11 protein-coding genes, 1 tRNA gene and 1 riboswitch are annotated in these 15,262 nt (G+C 51.1%); of the genes, 3 read left to right on the top strand and 9 right to left on the bottom strand.

What is annotated here, in order from left to right; all coding sequences use genetic code 11:
* Positions 1-57 precede the first annotated feature (57 nt).
* From DPRO_RS04895 to DPRO_RS04905, 3 genes are read right to left on the bottom strand one after another with little or no spacing between them, the layout of a single operon-like run.
* Positions 58-933, bottom strand: coding sequence for a CheR family methyltransferase (locus DPRO_RS04895; protein WP_097011051.1), 876 nt, complete (start codon positions 931-933; stop codon positions 58-60).
* Between the two features lie 7 nt (positions 934-940).
* Positions 941-2,878, bottom strand: coding sequence for a HEAT repeat domain-containing protein (locus DPRO_RS04900; protein WP_097011052.1), 1,938 nt, complete (start codon positions 2,876-2,878; stop codon positions 941-943).
* 47 nt (positions 2,879-2,925) lie between these two features.
* On the bottom strand, positions 2,926-3,978 hold the full coding sequence (locus DPRO_RS04905; RefSeq protein ID WP_097011053.1) for a protein-glutamate methylesterase/protein-glutamine glutaminase: 1,053 nt from the start codon (positions 3,976-3,978) through the stop codon (positions 2,926-2,928).
* Positions 3,979-4,203: 225 nt separating this feature from the next.
* On the opposite strand from DPRO_RS04905, the gene DPRO_RS04910 reads away from it, so the two are divergent.
* Positions 4,204-4,280: transfer RNA gene (locus DPRO_RS04910), tRNA-Pro, on the top strand.
* A 371-nt stretch (positions 4,281-4,651) separates the two neighbouring features.
* Here the strand turns inward: DPRO_RS04910 and DPRO_RS04915 are convergent.
* The 5 genes from DPRO_RS04915 to DPRO_RS04935 form a co-directional block, all read right to left on the bottom strand.
* Positions 4,652-5,772, bottom strand: a protein-coding gene (locus DPRO_RS04915; protein ID WP_097011027.1) for an IS3 family transposase whose coding sequence is annotated in 2 segments (ribosomal slippage) — positions 4,652-5,496 and positions 5,496-5,772 — 1,122 coding nt in all. Because the reading frame shifts where the segments join, the coding sequence is not laid out codon by codon here.
* 82 nt (positions 5,773-5,854) lie between these two features.
* Positions 5,855-6,934 carry an ABC transporter ATP-binding protein gene (locus DPRO_RS04920; protein ID WP_097011054.1) on the bottom strand — a complete coding sequence of 360 codons (1,080 nt, stop codon included), beginning with the start codon at positions 6,932-6,934 and terminating at the stop codon, positions 5,855-5,857.
* A gap of 2 nt (positions 6,935-6,936) precedes the next feature.
* Entirely contained in the window at positions 6,937-8,601 is a 1,665-nt protein-coding gene (locus tag DPRO_RS04925) for an ABC transporter permease (protein WP_097011055.1), read from the bottom strand.
* 3 nt (positions 8,602-8,604) lie between these two features.
* Positions 8,605-9,606, bottom strand: a complete 1,002-nt coding sequence (locus DPRO_RS04930; protein WP_097011056.1) for an extracellular solute-binding protein — start codon at positions 9,604-9,606, stop codon at positions 8,605-8,607.
* A gap of 344 nt (positions 9,607-9,950) precedes the next feature.
* Positions 9,951-10,409 (bottom strand): YaiI/YqxD family protein, encoded by a 459-nt coding sequence (locus DPRO_RS04935; RefSeq protein ID WP_097011057.1) that lies wholly within the window; start codon positions 10,407-10,409, stop codon positions 9,951-9,953.
* Positions 10,410-10,600: 191 nt separating this feature from the next.
* A riboswitch (cobalamin riboswitch) is annotated at positions 10,601-10,775 on the top strand.
* Positions 10,776-10,950: 175 nt separating this feature from the next.
* Here DPRO_RS04935 and DPRO_RS04940 point away from each other — a divergent pair.
* Together DPRO_RS04940 and DPRO_RS04945 are read left to right on the top strand one after the other, a co-directional pair.
* Positions 10,951-13,014, top strand: coding sequence for a ribonucleoside triphosphate reductase (locus DPRO_RS04940; protein WP_097011058.1), 2,064 nt, complete (start codon positions 10,951-10,953; stop codon positions 13,012-13,014).
* Between the two features lie 12 nt (positions 13,015-13,026).
* The gene (locus tag DPRO_RS04945; protein WP_097011059.1) at positions 13,027-13,260 is read left to right on the top strand and encodes a hypothetical protein; all 234 of its coding nucleotides are present in this window, start codon (positions 13,027-13,029) and stop codon (positions 13,258-13,260) included.
* Positions 13,261-13,398: 138 nt separating this feature from the next.
* Here DPRO_RS04945 and DPRO_RS04950 read toward each other — a convergent pair whose 3' ends face one another.
* Positions 13,399-15,252, bottom strand: coding sequence for a [FeFe] hydrogenase, group A (locus DPRO_RS04950; RefSeq protein ID WP_097011060.1), 1,854 nt, complete (start codon positions 15,250-15,252; stop codon positions 13,399-13,401).
* Positions 15,253-15,262: the final 10 nt, after the last annotated feature.

Below are 15,262 nucleotides of genomic sequence, written 5' to 3' on the forward strand. Positions count from 1 at the left end.
GCCTGTTTATCTACCATGTTGCCAGTTTTGCATTAATCCGGACCCAAGAAGGGAAAGCTAGTCTTCCTTCTTGTAAATGATAGCTCCCGGATGATGCACAGGCTTAAAAGCCCGTGATATATTGTGTAGCGATTCGGAATGCCCAATAACCAAATAACCGCCAGGGACAAGGTTGTCATAAAATGAACTGATAACCTGTTTTTTCATGTCATCGTCGAAGTATATGATAACATTACGACAAAACACAATATCAGATCGCTCAATACGCCGGATTTGACCACGATCCTTCAAGTTGATTTGACTGAACTGAACCAGTTTCTTCACTTCCGGCTTGATCGAGTTGCTCCCGTTGTCCATGTCGAAATACCGTTGAGCAATTTCCGGCGGCGTGGTCCGAAGCGTATAGTCGTTGTATAGACCGCGACGAGCAGACTCCAACACGCGCTCGGACAAATCGTTAGCAGTAATTTTGATATCCCACTGACTGATTTCCGACTTCAGTATTTCATGCAGTATGATCGCGATAGTATATGGCTCTTCACCTGTGGAACAGCCCGCCGACCATATACGCAACTTTCTGCCTTTCTTCCTGCACCCAGCCAGCACATCCTTCAGGATATTATGCTGAAACACTTCAAGCTGAGGCGGGTTTCGATAAAAACTGGTTTCATTGGTTGTTATGACTTCAAAGAGTTTTTTCAACTCCCGGTCCTTACCAACATCAAACTTCAAGTAATTGTAATACTCGTCAAAACTCTTGAGATTGAGCTTCTTCAGCCTGTTCCCAAGTCGATTTTCCAGCAAGTATTTACGATTATCAGCAATGTAGATTCCACATTGCTCATAAATATAGTCCCTTAAGCTCTGGAACTCCAAGTCAGAGACCTTGATGTCCTTGCCAAGGGTGATTGTCTTTGAAAAAAGCGACGACATGCCCCGCCTACTCCTGGGAGTCCTGAATATTATTTATGGCGTTCTCAGCAGCGCTTACCAGCTCATACTCGTCACTATCAGTTATGGCGAGCAAAGCCCTGAAGGCATCCGAACCACCAATGATTCCCAGCGACTCGATGACTTTCATGACGACAAAACGGTTGGGATTATCAAGCATCTCGATGAGTTTGCCCACAGCTTCCTGACAACGGTGCTCGCTCAAGGCATCCACTGCACGAATCTTAACCCAGTCATCTTCATCGTCCAAAGCGCCGACCAGTTCTTTGACAAAAGATTCATTGAAGCACTTGCCCAGTATCTCAACCACTGTCAGGCGAACGTCCTTACTCTCGTCATTCAGCCTCCCCAAAACCAGGGCTCGCCAGTCATCATCGACCTGGCACCCTTCGGCCATGGCCTCGACAGCTACCTTGCGAATATCCGGGATTTCGTCTTCCAGGGCTTTTTTAAGAATGGCAATATTATCCTGAGCATCAATACGACTCAATGCATACGTTGCCATAAGGCGATTCAATGGATCCTCGCTCTCGAACATCTCTTTGAACCGATCTTGAACTTCAGTAGTTCCAATGGCTATACAGGCATCAAGAGCCGCCTCCTTGACGTCATCATACTGATGGCCGAGCAGGGGGAAAATCAAATGGGCACACTCTTCAAGTTGCAGCTTTTCCCCAAGGAGATAGGCTGCGGACTTCAAGACAGTACCATCTGTGTGCTCTTCAAGAATTCGGATAAAGAAGTCTTTGGATGACTCATTGGCCTGCTCTGCTGCAATGGCTACAATCTGCCGCTGTACCTGCAATCCAACTCTCCAAAAGGCATCAATGAGAAGATTGCAGACTTCCAAGTCTTCCGTGCAGGCGTTGGGGCTGATCCTCGAAAGGACCTGTACAGCCACCTGAGCGACCTTTTGATCTTCGTCGAACACACCTTTTTTCAACGCATCCGTAACACCGATGTGCGAAAGGCTGTCTATGGTCACCGCCAATCGCTCGTGATCGACATCGGGATCAAGAGACTGAGCAATCTTGAGCATCCCTTCGGAAGCTTTTTCACCGCCCACATAAGCCAATCCCTGAATTGCCGCATCCTGCGTTTCTTCATCTTCGTCCTCAAGGGCGACAAGAAGATATTCTCGGAAACGTGCTCGCTCTTCGTCACTAAGCAATGTCAGTGACTTGCCACCAAGAATTTTTACAACGGATTTAACTATCTTATTGCGAAGAGCCGTATGGGAGTTATCGATCCTTTTCAGCAGCATGGAAACGGCTTTGACGTTCCCCATTTCGCCAAGAGAATCGATGATCATGGAAGCCACGAGATCTGAGGCGCTATCCAGCGTCTTCACCAGCGCATCAACAGAGCTGGCGTGGCCTATTTTGGTCAATGCTTCAATAACCGAATACTGGACCCACTCTTCATCGTTGATCGCCTTGTTCAGGCATGGAGCAGCTTCGTCCATTCCCAACTCCCCGAGACTCACGGCAGCCTGATAGCGAACATTGACTTCCGGGTCCTTGAGCAATGCATCACACAAAGGTTCAACAGCTAGCAGGCTATCCGTGGAACCAAGGATGTCTGCCGCAAAAATACGTATATCCGGGTCTTCATCGTGGACCAGTTCAATGAGGGATGGCATGTCCTGGCATCCTACTTCGCGCAGGATGTCCATGGAAAGGTTACGGACAGGCGCTTCATCGGAACGAAGCAAAGGCAGCACCGCGCGTACTGTCTCCTTTCCTCCAATCATCCGCAACGAGCTATCTGCCGCCTCCTGAATGCCCAAGTGATTTGTCAACAACAACTTGGCGAGCTGATCGACCGCCTCGACGCAATTGTTTTCTCCGGCACGAAACGCCCCCTCACGAATGACTTCTTTATCTTCACTGTTCAGTAAGGCTAGGTATTCAGTGCATTCAGCCATGTTGTCATCTCCATGTTCTGGTCTTGTATTCAGTGCTCGTCGATTGGCTATACGAACAGGTAATCCGTGATGGTGCCAGCCAGGTCGTCCAGGTCAACCACCTCGTCAGCCAGGTTTTCATCAACAATGGCTTTAGGCATACCATACACGACACATGTATTGTCGCTCTGGGCCAAAGCCTTGCCACCCTTGTTTTTCAGATCACGAATCCCTTCACAACCATCACTGCCCATCCCCGTCAATATCACTCCCAGCGCCCTTCGCCCGACAGCCTCTGCAACAGAACTGATCAGGACGTTGGCAGAAGGTTTGTACAGGGCATCAGCAGGCTGATCCGTTACGACGATGTTGATGCGGCTTATCTTTTGATCAAGGATGATGTGTTTTCCACCAGGAGCCACGTATGCATGACCGGGTTTGAAAACGTCACCATTCTCCGCTTCCTTCACTTTGATTTTACTTACGCCATCCAGACGCTGAGCAAAAGGACCAGTGAAGGCCGCCGGCATGTGCTGGGCAATGAGAATGCCAGCTGGAAAGTCTTCCGGGAGAGAAGAAAGAATTCTTTGGACAACAGGAGGACCACCAGTAGATACCCCAATGGCCACAACGTCACGTACCGGGCGTCCTTTTCGAGCCTTGGTCTGACTTACAGAAGGGACAGGTCGAGCGACAGGCCTGCGAGAAACGGCTCTATGGCGCATTTGTCGAGCAGCAACTGTTTTGACTCGCTCGATCAAATCCTTTTCGATCTTGATGATATCCAATGAAACTTTGGAAAGCTGCTTCGGGATGAAGTCCACAGCACCAAGCTCCATGGCCTTGAGTGTGGCTTCCGCGCCTTCGGTGGTCAAGGAGCTGACCATCAACACAGGTCTGGGTGCTTCCATCATTATGTGCCTCAATGCGGTCAAACCGTCCATTTTCGGCATTTCGATGTCCATGGTAACGACATCGGGATTCAACTTCCGCACCATCTCAAGGCCTTCCTGACCATCACGAGCTGTGCCGATCACCTTGATTCCGGGATCTTTATCAAGCATCGTGCTGATGGCCTTCCGCATAAATGCGGAATCATCCACGACAAGAACGTTAATCACTCAACTATCTCCTGATTTTCCCCGACTATACATGTCGATCCGTCAAGCCAGCTCTACACAGTTATCCACAATCTGAATACGCTATCAATCAACGCGGGGTACAAAACGTAATAATTAAGCTGAAATGATAGGCGTAATTACTATGTTTGTCTATCATGTTAAATGAAATTATATTTTTACCTTGCCTTTTGAGCATTGCTACGCTAAACACCCCTCTCACGACATCGGGATGTGGCTCAGTCTGGTAGAGCGCTGCGTTCGGGACGCAGAGATCGGAGGTTCAAATCCTCTCATCCCGACCAGAAAAAACAGGCACTTACGAAATTTCTCGTAAGTGCCTTTTCTCATTTGTAGACCAGATTTTTGATTGTGGTCACACTTGAACTATTTGGTTTTCTGTCACATTTCTAGCCACTCCTTGTGGTGACAAGACAGAATATGAGCAAATATTAAATAACTATAAAGTCTCTATCGTTGCGCTCTCGGCGGATGCAGTTACATGCGCCTCCCCCCATCCTTTGGACCACTGATCGGTCATTTTAAGGTGGAGCCCGGCGTCCGAGTTTGTGCCTCCTTAGAGGCGGTTCGCCGTAGCCGTTGTGGAGCGTAGCCCGTCCCCGTAGGGGCGGCCCGAAGGGCCGAGGGCGGAGCGGAGCAACGGCTACGAGCCAAGTCAATGAACATTCAAGTTGCTTCTGTATACGGCAGCGGGAGTTCTTTTGTCCAACGACGAATGACCGCGCTCCTCGTTGTAATACCTAAAATAGCGCGTAAGCCCATGGTATAGCTCGATTCCATCACAGTACGCCCTAGGGTAAATATCCTCATATTTCACCGTCCACCACAGCCGCTCTATGAAGACATTGTCGATTGCGCGACCTTTGCCGTCCATGCTGATTGCAATTCCCTTGCTCTGCAAAACTCCGGTAAATTCACGACTCGTGAACTGCGCTCCCTGGTCCGTGTTGAACACCTCCGGCGTAGAAATGCGCAAAGCCTTGTTGAGCGCCTCCACGCAGAAAGAACTATCCATCGAGTTCGATAGCTCCCAAGCCAGCACGAAGCGGCTCCACCAGTCTATCACTGCCACCAGGTACAGAAAGCCGCGCTGCATGGGGATGTAGGTGATGTCAGCGCTCCAGACTTGATTTTTCCTCTCAATGGCAACTCCTTTCAGCAGATACGGAAACACGGGATGCTCCGGATTGGGGACACTCGTATGCGGCCCTGGAGTGATGGCTTGCAAGCCCATCAGTTGCATCAGTCGCTCAACTCGTTTGTGGTTGACTTGATGGCCTTGGGTCTTCAGCCAATCCGTCATGCGCGGCGAGCCGTAATCCGGCTGACGCAGATACTGCTCGTCGATGAGACGCATCAAGGCTAAATTTTCATCGGATTCGGCTACAGGCTTGTAGTAAAATCCCGAACGGGAAATGCCTGCCAACTTGCATTGCCGCCGGATGGAATACTCCCGATCTGGTTTGATCCACTGGCGGCGCACCTCAAGCGGCAGGCTTACAACTTTTTTTCAAGCCACTTGATGTCCATCTTGAGCCGACCGATCTCCTCAAATAACGGTGCGGTTATCTCCTCCTGGCTTTTGGCTTTCTTGCCACTGGAAAAGATGTCATCGACATTCTCAAGGAGCTGCCGCTTCCACGTGGAAATCTGATTGGGGTGCACTTTGTACTCCGCAGCCAGTTGCGCAAGCGTCTTCACGCCACGAATCGCCTCAAGTGCGACCTTGGCCTTAAACTTGTCCGAATGTTTCCGTCTTTTGCTGCTCTTTGTCATGCGTCCTTCCTTATCGGTTTAAGGACGCAGATTCCACCTTAACCAGTGGTCCGAATTTCGGGGGAAAGCGCAACAACCTGCATCATATACCGCACTGTTCAGCAGGTTCAAAGTTACTCCCGGCAGGAAAGACAACCAAATCCTCAACATCCTGACATATCCCAATCTGTTGCCCAATAGCGTGTTGATGGTGGCTCGGCACCAAGGCCTGGACCTCTTCACCGCTATCCAAACGAAGCGTATACAGGATTGTCGCACCACGAAAGGTCTTGGCCATAATAGTCGCCTCATGCGGGCTGTTGTCGTCATGCACAATGTCCTCGGGACGAATAAGCAAACTCACCTCGCACCCCACACCACAATGAGAGGAGAACACCCCTTCCAATACTCCAAGCGCGCATTCGAGGGTGCCATCACCGGTAACTTTCCCCGTAATGAATGCCCCCTCGCCGACAAAACCTGCGACGAGTGTATTGCTCGGATGATGATAGACGGCATTAGGTGTATCCCATTGCTGCATTTCGCCACACGAAAGGACACCAACTTTGTCTGCCATAGCAAACGCTTCATTCTGATTATGAGTAACCATAAGCGCCGTAATGGACCGGGCCTTAAGAATTTCCCGGATTTCCGATGACAAGGTTTCCCGCAGTGCGACATCAAGATTCGAAAAAGGCTCGTCCATAAGTAACAGCTTGGGTTCCGGCGCCAAAGCTCTCGCCAGTGCAACCCGCTGTTGCTGGCCACCAGACAATTCATGCGGGAACTTATCTTGCTCACTGGCAAGACCGACTGTCTCCAGTAGTTCAACAACCCGCTGCTTCTTCACCTCGGAGGAAGCGCCAAGCAAACCAAAAGACACATTGTCCGCCACGGAGAGATGCGGGAACAAGGCGTAATCCTGAAACACCATGCCTATATTGCGATTCTCAGGAGCCACAGACGACGGACCGGATACAATCTGCCCATCGATAACGATACTGCCGCCAGCGATATCCTCGAATCCTGCGATGGTGCGCAAAAGAGTCGTCTTGCCGCACCCACTGGGCCCCAGCAAACAACCAATATCCCCCTCATTCAAGGAGAAGGTGACATTCCTCACCACATGCAACTCATCGTAAAATTTATTTATGTTGCGTACTTCGAGAAGAGATTTCGTCATAACTATTTCTCCGACTGCCGCGTGAGCAACAGCACCGGTAAAAGCCCGACAAGAATGAGAACGACAGCCGGAATGGCCGCCAGCTCCCACTCTCCCTCGGATGTATATTCATAGATTTTAACGGACAGAGTGTCCCAACCGAAAGGTCGCATCATCAACGTTATGGGCATTTCCTTCATGACATCCACCAGAACGAGAATGGCACCAGTCATGAGGCCCTTGTTTAGCATGGGAAGATAGATTCGGCGCAACAAGGCCGCCCCTGTAACTCCCATCGTGCGAGCTGCTTCGCCGATGGATGGCGTAATGCGCTGCATGGCAGCGTCCACAGACCCAAACCCGGCGGCAAGAAAACGGATCGCATAGGCAACAATCATCAACCCCAAAGACCCTTGAATGAAAGGAGCTGGCTTGGTTCCTGTGACCCACGCGACAAACGCAATAAGACCGTTGTCCAGCCATGCTGCCGGGATGAAAATCCCAACGGCCAAAACCGTGCCAGGCAAGGCATACCCTAATGTCGCTATGCGAGAGGTCCAGGTAATTGTCGTACCGGGATCATTACGTTTGGCAAACGCCAGGACCATTGCCGACATAGTAGTGACAACAGCACCGACCAATCCCAGTGACAGCGTCTTAACACTGTAGTCAAAATATCTGACGGTATCGGGACCAACGACTTCCCACGCCCACATGCCAAGTTGAATGCACGGGATGACAAAGGCCAGTAGAAAGACAAGTGAGGATGCTCCGAAAGCACTCCACCTCCACACACCCGAAAGTTTGATCCGATCCGCCTGACTGGATCGCCCCGCCTCGGTGTAACGCATACGGGTACGCAACCGCTGTTCCACAACCAATGCCGTCAATACGAAAATAGCGAGTACGGAAGAAATCTGGGCAGCACTTTCCAACGAAAAAAGACCAAACCATGCCTTGTAAATAGCGGTGGTGAAGGTGTCATAGTTGAAGATGGAAACAGCACCGAAATCAGCAAGAGACTCCATACAAACTAGCACCAGCCCTGCGGCAACAAATGGTCGAGCCATGGGCAGAGCCACTTTGAAAAACGCTCTTGAAGGTTTCATCCCTAACGTACGAGCTGCTTCCATGGCAGTCCTTCCCTGAGTCATAAAAGCACTACGGGCCATCAGGTATACATAGGGATAAAAGGCCAGTGAGAGGATGGAGGCCACCCCGAAACCGTTACGGATGTCAATGAATCCAATAGAAGGGAAAGCGGCCCGGAGTGCGGTCTGCACAGGCCCGGAGAAATCAAACAGACCAAGATACACAAAGGCGAAAACATATGGTGGAATGGCAAACGGCAACACCAATGCCCATGCAAAAAACTTGCGCCCCGGATAGTCACACGCTCCGGTGAGCCACCCCAACCCCACCCCCATGACGGCTGTCAATGGGACAATGCAGGCAAGTAGGAGCGCAGTATTGGAAACCAGTGTACCGAGTACATTTTCGACAAGGTGCTTCCACACTTCCTGTTGGGGGACCAACAGATGCCCGACGATCACAAGCAACGGAACTGCGGCTGCCAAAGCAAGCAATACAGCTCCGAAGAACCAGCCAGGCGACTGGAAGTGGAAAAGACGCCGCCGGGAAAGAAATCCTCCCTCCCCAGCGGCACGTGCTTTCAAGGTATGTGGCATGACCTACTTGTAGCCTGCACGATCCATCAGCTTGATGGCAGCAGCCTGATATTCGCCGTATTTGGCAACATTCATTGGGTTACCCTTGAACTCACCCCAGGAGGCGACCAAGGGATCGGCCTTGACGGATTCGTTAGCCGGAAACTCCTGATTCAAAGAAGCGAACTTACCTTGCGCTTCGGCAGAGGAAAGCCACTCAAGAAGCTTGACGGCTTCAACCTTGTTCTTGGCATGCGTGGTAACACCTGCGCCGGAAACATTCATATGGACGCCAGTAGTAGCCTGGTTGGGCCAGTAGATAGCCAATGGCAGGTCAGGGTTCTTTTTGATCAGACGACCAAAATAGTATGTGTTGACGATGGTAACGTCACCGACACCGGCAACAACGGCTTCGATGGCCTTTGTATCACTGGCGAACGGGGCCACCGGCATGTTGGCAACCCAGGACTTGACGATCTTCTCGGTTTCGGGCTCACCCTTTTCTGCGATCAGGGAAGCGACCAGAGATTGGTTATAAACCTTCTTGGAGGTGCGAAGAAGGAGTCGTCCTTTCCATTCGTCATCACCAAGAGCTTCGTATGTGGATAGTTCAGAAGGCTTCACCTTGTTCGTGTTGTAAACGATAGTACGAGCACGGACAGACAACCCTACCCAACGATTCTTCGGATCGCGCAGGTGAGCGGGGATATTGTTGTTCAAAGCCGTGGAATCCAACGACTGGAGAACGCCCTCTTCTGCGGCGTGCCAGAGATTACCAGCATCAACGGTAATGAAAAGATCAGCGGGTGTGTTTTCGCCTTCAGCCTTGATGCGCTCAAGCAAAGCCCCTGCCTTACCGGTTATGTACTTGACCTCAACACCGGTTTTGGCAGTGTATGCCTCAAACAGAGGCTTGATAAGGTGTTCTTTCCGAGCAGAGTAAACAACGACCTCGCTGGCAAATGCGGACACGGTCCAGGCTGCAACCAATAGTGCAGTCAGAGAAAGGGTAATAAGTTTTTTCACGATATGCTCCTTGCGGTTTGCTTGAAAATGATAACGAATTTCAGTCGCAACTAAATCGAAGCAAAGACCATGTCAACAAATTTCTGACTATTTTGGTCGGATTTATAAAAGCCACTTATGAGTAAATCATAATTACTAAACCAATCCTCATTAGCCATTTCTTAGGCCCGTTTCCGTTTTAATGATTATGATTTAACGCTTATTATTTAAGCACTTATTGAGCTATATCCCATCTTCGTTGCACTGGCGTCATATTTTATACCCTCTGAATCCGAGTCTTAAAAATCAAGGGTTTATAGCCATTGCCATAAACCCTTTTTGCTTTGATCTAACAACGTATTAAATTAACTGTTTTTTCTCAGACTTCGCGTTAGGAACCGATCTAATTGATTGGTAAATTCCTGTTTTTCTTTCGGCCCAAGGGGAGGCGGACCGCCTGTTGCCACTCCTCCGCTTCGCAATTCTTCCATCAGATTGCGCATTCGCAGCAGTCCTTTGACGTTTTCTTCCGTATATAGCTCCCCGCGAGGATTCAGGCCAACAGCACCCTTTTCCACGATGGCGTCTGCCAGAGGGATATCGGCTGTAACCACAAGATCGCCCGGTTCGACCAGTCGTGCGATTTCATTATCGGCTTCATTAAAGCCCGACGACACCTGGAGGGTCTTGATGAGCGGAGAGGACGGCACGGACAGCGAAATGTTGGCCACCAGCGTAAGCCCAACTTCGCATCGAACCGCAGCTTTGAACAAAACTTCCTTTATGACGTTGGGACACGCGTCGGCATCAACCCATATCTGCATTGGTACTTCCTACATTTACATTTTGTTTTGAACAGACACCGCACTCTATACACATTTCGCAAACAATAAAAACCATGAGCACTTTCCCTCAAAGTCAAACTAAGTTCAACTTATCGAGCACTTACACGACAACACCATCTAAAAACCACAAATCCCCTTGCGTACAAACGATGCATCAGATAGTTACACTTTCATCACGATGTCCTTCAGGTGGCTGGGAAGCCACAATAGGGAATCCGGTGCGAATCCGGAGCGGTCCCGCCGCTGTTATCTCCATAGAAATCTGATCCACGACGTCACTGCCACATGCGGGAAGACGGATCAGACGGGGAAAGCCAGAAGACCTGCCTGAAGCGTTTCTAGCCGAATCCGGTTCGCGGAAACCGTATACGGACTTGAAAGAACGTACCCATAACCCATTGCCGAGATTTCGCGGTCCTGCCGTGCGGTCAATTACGGTAATTGCGCAAGCAGTCCACTGCAGCCGACGTTAGTCGTGTCTGCAGCTTTTCCGCGCTTCCTGCTTGCTAAAGAGTATTATATGCCGAGCAAAATCCTGAAACGTGACGGTTGTATCGAAACATGGTCCACCAAAAGAATTGGTGACGCCATATTCAAAGCCCTGAAAGGCAGCGGAATCAAAGATCCGATTCTGGCCGAACGCCTGGCTGGAAAAGTTGCCCAAAAACTGGAGAATCAGGAGATTCCCGAGCAGGAGCTTGTTCAGGACACTGTCCAACAGGTGCTGATGGAAGCCCGCTTGTACAAAGTGGCTGAACGCTTCATTATATACCGTGAAAAAAGACGTGAACTCCGTTCGCAAAACGATGCATTTCTCGACATTTCCGGTGTGACGGAGAGCTACCTCGAAAACGTCGACTGGCGAGTGAGTGAAAACTCCAACATGGTACACTCCTACCAGGGACTGATCCTGCACATGGCCGGAGCCGTTCAGGCACGCTACATGCTGGAAAAATACCCGGAAGAAGTGCGGATGGCCCATACCCACGGCTATTTCCACATCCACGATCTCTCTTTCGGCCTTGCTGGATACTGCTCCGGTTGGAGCCTGCGCGACCTTCTTCTGGAAGGATTCAACCTGCGCGACCGTTGTTCTTCTACGCCCGCAAAGCACTTTGATTCCGCTTGCGGTCAGATCGTCAACTTTCTCGGCACGCTGCAAAACGAATGGGCCGGAGCACAGGCGTTCAACAACGTTGACACCTACCTCGCTCCGTTCGTCCGCAATGACGGCCTGACATACAATGATGTCAAGCAACAGGTTCAGAAACTGCTCCACAATCTCAATGCAACTTCCCGTTGGGGCGGCCAAAGCCCGTTCACCAACTTCACTTTTGACTTTGTGCCGCCTGCGCACATTGCCAAGGAAGCCGTCATTATCGGTGGTCAGTTGCAGGATTCGACCTATGGTGAGTACGCTGAAGAAATGGCCATGATCAACCGGGCATTCCTCGAAGTGATGCTCGAAGGCGATGCCGACGGCCGCATCTTCTCCTTCCCCATCCCGACGTACAACGTCACCAACGATTTCCCCTGGGAATCCGAGGAAGGCAAGCTGCTCCTTCAGATGACCGCCAAATACGGCGCACCCTACTTCCAGAACTTCATCAATTCCGACCTGAACCCGGAAGATGTGCGCTCAATGTGCTGCCGCCTCCAGATGGACCTTCGGGAAATCCGCAAGAAGACCGGCGGCCTGTTCGGTGCTGGCGACCTCACCGGATCAGTCGGCGTTGTCACCCTGAACCTGCCCAAGCTCGCTTACCTTGCGCACAATGAAGAGGACTTCATTGATCTGGTGACAGAATATGCCCGTCTTGCCAGCGAATCCCTGGAATTCAAGCGTAAAGTCGTTCAGCAGAACCTGGATGCAGGCATGTTCCCGTTCTCCAAGCGCTACCTGAAAAACGGCTTCAAAGGTCACTTCTCGACCATTGGCCTGATTGGTGGACATGAAGCGTGCATGAACCTGCTTGGCAAAGGCGTGGATTCCCCTTCAGGCTCCAGACTCATGCAGCGCACCCTGAATCAGCTCCGCCGACTGGTGGTTGAATTTCAGGAAGAAACCGGCAACCTGTACAACCTGGAAGCAACTCCGGGTGAGGGTACCTGCTATCGCCTCGCCAAGATTGATAAGGAGCTCTACTCCGACATCTACACCTCTGGCGGCGAAACCCCGTACTACACCAACTCCACCCTGTTGCCGGTTGGCGTCAGCTCCGATGTCTTCTTTGCCCTTGAGCATCAGAACGACTTGCAAACCCTGTATAATGGAGGCACAGTCTTCCACACCTTCCTGGGCGAAGCCGCACCGGATGAAGAGAGCGTGAAGAACTTCCTGCTCAAAGCCATGAGCAAGACCAAGATTCCGTACATCTCGGTAACGCCTACCTTCTCGGTCTGCCAGGATCACGGGTATATCTACGGCGAACACTTTGATTGCCCGACCTGTGACAAGGAAACCGAGGTGTACACCCGCGTGGTCGGCTACTATCGCCCCGTGGGACGCTGGAACAAAGGCAAGCAGGAAGAATACAAGGAACGCATCGAATACTCGCAGGACACATTCTGCACAACAGCATAACAACGCAACACAATGATTCTTGATGCCAACCAGCTTGCCTCAATCAGGCAGCACAATGACGAAGAACTTCGTCGGGGTAGCCGTGCCACGCACGGCTACCCCGCCCATACAGTGCAAAATCTTCTGCACACCGTCGAAGCCTTGAAAAAGGAAAAGCGCAAATGGAAGAAACTCGCACAAACCCGGGGCAAGGCATTAGACAAGATTCAGGCCATTGCAGGCGAAGCCAAGCCGCAGGAAGACTAACTCTCCTCTCTCCTTATCGCTCACTCCTCGCAGCAAGTCATAAAAAAAAGTGAGTCACATTGAGCTGTTGCTCAACATGACCCACTGCATCAATCATCGTTTTCTACGGCTACACCAGCCGCCAGCCTCTCACCAGCCTTACAGTATGTCCGCCTTGCATGAAGCGGTTTCGTTCATGTTATCGAACTCGCTGTGAACCAGTGTGGACATGGTGATGTCGTTCCAGATATCGCGGATAGTCTGCTTCAGCCGCTGCTGACGAGCAATGTAATGGGTGTGAAGCAGTTCATGGGACTTCTCCGAATAGGGACGCCCAAGATAGTCGTCATATAACTTCTGCACCATTGGGTTGTTATGTGATTGACGGTAGTTGGACTGCTTGTCGATTTCGTACAGCGTTTCGCGACGCTTGAGAGCGTGCGGCAGATAGGCTTTCTTCGAACGAAGATGTCCACCACCATCCACACAACCGCCGGGGCATGCCATCACTTCGATGAAATCGAAATCGGATCGACCGGCAAGCACATCCTCGACAACAGCGCGAACGCCTTTCAAGCCGTGGCACAAAGCAAGCTTCACCTCGCCTATGTCACCGCCCAGATCAACGACAGCCGAACGCACACCCTCAAAGCCGCGCAAGGCGGTGACTTCGATGCCCTCAAGCTCTTCACCGTTGACCGCGTAGTACATGGTGCGTACCGCAGCTTCCATGACGCCGCCCGTGGTCGCAAAGATGGCTCCGGCCCCGGAATACCCACCCATATACGGGTTATCAAAGGTCGACGGCTCAAGAGATTTGAGATCAATACCTTCTCTCCGAAGCAGTCGGGCAAACTCCCTGATGGTCAGCACAACATCGACATCGCGAACGCCATCTTTCTTATACATGGCACGTCCAGCCTCGTCCTTTTTGGCGATACAGGGCATGATCGAAACCACGCGCACTTTGGCTGGGTCAATATCCATTTTCTCAGGAAGATATGTCTTGGCAATGGAGCCGAAACACTGCTGTGGGGATCGAGTTGAAGACAGATGCGGCAAAATCTCGGGGTAATGCTTCTCCGCGAAATTGATCCATGCGGGGCAACAGGAAGTGAAGAGTTGACGCTTTCCTTCTCCGTACGCCTTGAGCAGTTCTGTCCCCTCTTCCATGATCACTATGTCGGCAGCAAAGTTTGTATCGAGAACGATATCCGCTCCAAGCGCCCTGATAGCCGAAATGACCTGGCCCTCGACGTTGGTACCGGCAGGCAAACCGAATTCCTCACCAAAGCCGACACGAATGGCGGGGGCGAACTGGAAGACCGTGACCACATCAGGATCATACAGATAATCGACGACGGTTTCGGTCTCATCCTTTTCTCCAAGTGCACCGGTCGGACAAACAAGCACACACTGGCCGCAACTCACGCACTCACTGGAGCCCTGAGTCAAGCCGGTCCGCACTCCCACACCGGCATTCTTACCGCGACCAGCCATGACCAGGGCATCAACTCCCTGTCCTTCACGACAAATCTTAACGCAACGATAGCACCGGATACATTTCCCCATATCACGGGCAAAACCCGGCGCTGTGCTGTCCACTTCTCGCTTGGCATTGGCAGGATCATAATATCTCGAATGCTGCAACCCGACGAACTGGGCCACATCCTGTACCTCACAACTGCCGTGACGAATACACGTGGCGCATTCCTGATCATGGTCAGCAAGAAGGAGTTCAACCTGAAGGCGCTGCATCTCCCGCACCCGACGAGTACGTGTCAGGATCTCCATCCCCTCAAGGATCGGCGTATTGCAGGCCGTTACAATGCGGGGTTCTTCCTGCCCTTCACATCGTATCTCCACAAGACAGACACGGCAGGTCCCCGGCGTGTGATCAATGTCAGCCAGTTCACATAACGTAGGTATGTAGTGACCACTACGACGCGCAGCCTCAAGGATGGTTTCATTTTCTTTCAGATCAATTTTGTCACTATTTATAAATGCATGCATGCTCATCTCT

Source organism: Pseudodesulfovibrio profundus, from assembly GCF_900217235.1.
GTDB lineage: Bacteria > Desulfobacterota > Desulfovibrionia > Desulfovibrionales > Desulfovibrionaceae > Pseudodesulfovibrio > Pseudodesulfovibrio profundus.

What these genes read in the sequence shown, in the direction of transcription:
- DPRO_RS04895 (WP_097011051.1), bottom strand. Translation starts at nt 933, where the DNA reads ATGTCGTCGCTTTTTTCAAAGACAATCACCCTTGGCAAGGACATCAAG.
- DPRO_RS04945 (WP_097011059.1), top strand. Translation starts at nt 13,027, where the DNA reads ATGATTCTTGATGCCAACCAGCTTGCCTCAATCAGGCAGCACAATGAC.
- DPRO_RS04950 (WP_097011060.1), bottom strand. Translation starts at nt 15,252, where the DNA reads ATGCATGCATTTATAAATAGTGACAAAATTGATCTGAAAGAAAATGAA.
- DPRO_RS04940 (WP_097011058.1), top strand. Translation starts at nt 10,951, where the DNA reads ATGCCGAGCAAAATCCTGAAACGTGACGGTTGTATCGAAACATGGTCC.
- DPRO_RS04925 (WP_097011055.1), bottom strand. Translation starts at nt 8,601, where the DNA reads ATGCCACATACCTTGAAAGCACGTGCCGCTGGGGAGGGAGGATTTCTT.
- DPRO_RS04935 (WP_097011057.1), bottom strand. Translation starts at nt 10,409, where the DNA reads ATGCAGATATGGGTTGATGCCGACGCGTGTCCCAACGTCATAAAGGAA.
- DPRO_RS04920 (WP_097011054.1), bottom strand. Translation starts at nt 6,934, where the DNA reads ATGACGAAATCTCTTCTCGAAGTACGCAACATAAATAAATTTTACGAT.
- DPRO_RS04900 (WP_097011052.1), bottom strand. Translation starts at nt 2,878, where the DNA reads ATGGCTGAATGCACTGAATACCTAGCCTTACTGAACAGTGAAGATAAA.